The organism is Enhygromyxa salina, assembly GCF_002994615.1.
GTDB lineage: Bacteria > Myxococcota_A > Polyangia > Nannocystales > Nannocystaceae > Plesiocystis > Plesiocystis salina_A.
Window position 1 is genome coordinate 1 of the sequence record NZ_PVNK01000132.1, and the last position, 2,634, is coordinate 2,634.

Annotated in this window: 3 protein-coding genes; all 3 read right to left on the minus strand. The window is 69.0% G+C overall.

The window, feature by feature from the left end; genetic code table 11:
* Positions 1-548: 548 nt before the first annotated feature.
* Positions 549-1,229 (minus strand): sterol desaturase family protein, encoded by a 681-nt coding sequence (locus ENSA5_RS13505; protein WP_106392061.1) that lies wholly within the window; start codon positions 1,227-1,229, stop codon positions 549-551.
* On the minus strand, positions 1,226-1,978 hold the full coding sequence (locus ENSA5_RS39560; protein ID WP_106392062.1) for a FadR/GntR family transcriptional regulator: 753 nt from the start codon (positions 1,976-1,978) through the stop codon (positions 1,226-1,228). The genes ENSA5_RS13505 and ENSA5_RS39560 overlap by 4 nt, the downstream gene beginning before the upstream one ends.
* Before the next feature lie 95 nt (positions 1,979-2,073).
* Positions 2,074-2,586, minus strand: a complete 513-nt coding sequence (locus tag ENSA5_RS13515) for a gamma carbonic anhydrase family protein (RefSeq protein ID WP_106392063.1) — start codon at positions 2,584-2,586, stop codon at positions 2,074-2,076.
* Positions 2,587-2,634: the final 48 nt, after the last annotated feature.

Consider the following 2,634-nt stretch of genomic DNA (forward strand, 5'->3'; position numbering starts at 1 on the left):
GCGACCGACATGGAGGTGTTGCAGCAAGAGCCTTCTGCACGGCAGATGGAGAGGCGACGCCCCGAACTCGGACCTCCTCCAGGCCTGCGCGGACCCCAGCGGCCACGACCCAGCCTCATCAACGAGTCCGAGCTGCCCGGCGCGAAACCCGAGACGCCGCCCAGTACTTCGGAGCGGGGTCAGCGACCGCAAAGAGCAGAGCGCAACAAAGGCTGGAGGAGGTCCGAGTTCGGGGTATCGCCGTACGAAAAGTACCTTCGACGCCCAGGCGACCGACATGGAGGTGTTGCAGCAAGAGCCTTCTGCACGGCAGATGGAGAGGCGACGCCCCGAACTCGGACCTCCTCCAGGCCTGCGCGGACCCCAGCGGCCACGACCCAGCCTCATCAACGAGTAGTGAAACCCGAGACGCCGCTACTTCGGAGCGGGGTCAGCGACCGCAAAGAGCAGTCCTGCGCGGACCCCAGCGGCCACGACCCAGCCTCATCAACGAGTCCGAGCCGCCCGCCGCGAAACCCGGAGCAGACATCGGGCACGCAGGGTTCGACTCAGGACTGGTCGTCGAAGCCCAGGGTCCGGGCGGTCTTCGATGGGTCGACCTCGGCCGGCTCGGGGAAGGTGCCCAGGACCACGTCGCCGAGGTGTCGCGTGACACCCATCCAGTACGTCTCGTTCTTGAAGTGATGGAGCCGATGAAGCCGCCACTGGCGCCTGTACAGCCGCCCACGCGGCCGGTAGCTCGTGTGGGTCAGGAAGTGGATCCACTCGTAGTAGAGCATGATCGCGGCGGTCACCAGCATCGCCGTGGCCCACACGCCGGGGGTCGGCGCCAGCAGCCAAAACAAGGCCGCGCCCGCGAGCGAGCCGAGCACCATGATCGGCAGGGGCATCAGGACAAAGCGCAGATCCCAGGGGTCGCGGTGGTGGAGGCGATGCATCCGGGCCGCGTGGTAGTCCCAGCGCAGACCCAAGACCTTGCGCGGTCGGTGATGGAGGATGAACACGTGAATGATCCACTCACCGAAGGGGTGCAGGGCGAGGAGCAGGACGAGCGGGATCAGATCCTGCGCCCCCCAGTCACCCTGGCCGAGCAGGTAGGCGCGGTAGCCAAGCCAGCCGAGCAGGTGCGCGATCAAGACCTTGGGCTGGAGCTCGCGCAGCCAGATCGCAAACGCCCGCGCGAGGGTCAGGCCGCGCTCGCGCGCGTAGTTGGGCTTGGCTCCGATCATGGGCTCCCCTCGTTCAACTCGCCGAGCAGCTCGATCGCCGCGAGCACGCCCTGGCTGCCGCGCTCGACGATCGCGCGGGCGGTGGTGAAGGCGAGCTCGCCGTCGCGGCGCTCGATCGCGGCGACCAGCTGCGCGCACGCTTCGACCTGGCGCAGCTCGTCGGCGAGGGCGATGACCAGCGCCTCGCGGATCTGCTCGTAGGTGTGGCGCAGGGTGTTGAAGGCGAGGCGGTAGGCGATGTTGTCGGCGCCCGAGACCAGCAGCTCCCACAGCTCGAGCGACAGCAGCTGGAGGCGGTCGAGCTGCTCGGGCTCGCTGGCCTCGCGCATCTCGCCGACGATCTCGCGCAGGCGCTCGTGGAGCGCGGGCCCGGCCCGCAGCGCGCACAGCCGCGCGATGTCGGGGGCGAGGGCCGTCCGCATCTCCATGATCGAGCGCGCGACGTGGAGATCCGGCTGGCCCTGCGGCGTGAGCAGCAAGCGGGTGAGCAGATCGAGGCCCGCGGTTCGACGGTAGTCGAGGACCCTGGTCCCGCCGCCGTGGCGCTGCTCGATCAGCCCGGCCTGGGCCAGGCGCTTGAGCGCCTCGCGGAGGGCGCCGCGGTTGACGCCGAGCGCGGTCGAGAGCTCCCGCTCCGAAGGCAGGGGATCGCCGGGCTCGAGGCGCCTACTGAGGATCTGGTCGGCGAGCTGATCAAATACGGCGTCAGGCAGCGAGCTGCGGACGATCGGCTCCAGACCCAGTGTCATGTGTGACACGTATCACCAGATGATATGGTGGTCAAATGGTCTGACCACTCGGGTTGTGACGCACCGATCGCGTCATCGGAGCCAGCAGCGCCCGATCACTTCGCCGACAGGTACTCAGCGGCGCGCTCGACGTAGGCCCGCCACGAGAACGCGATCATCTCGCGGTCTTTGTCGCGGCATTCACGCATGACCCGCATCGGGTTGCCCGCGACCAGGGTCCCGGCCCGCACGACCTTGCCCGGCGGCACCAGCGTCCCGGCGGCGACCAGCGCCCCGGACTCGACCACCGCGTTGTCGAGCAGCACGGCGCCCATGCCGATCAGCGCCTCGTCGTGGACCGTGCACCCGTGCAGGATCACCGAGTGGCCAACCGTCACGCGATCGCCGACGACGGTGTGTGACAGGCCCTCGGTGCAGTGGATCACCGTGTTGTCTTGGATCGAGCTGCAGCTGCCGATCACGATCGGGCCGTCGTCCCCGCGCAGGGTGACGTTGGGCCACACGCTCGACTGGGCGCCGACGACCACGTCGCCGATCAGCACCGCCGCCGGGTGCACGAAGGCGCTCGGGTCGACGCGGGGCAGCTTGTTGGCGAAGGGCTCGAGCACGTTACAGCCCGGGGATCAGCTTGAGGTACCACGCCGCCACCGCGCCGC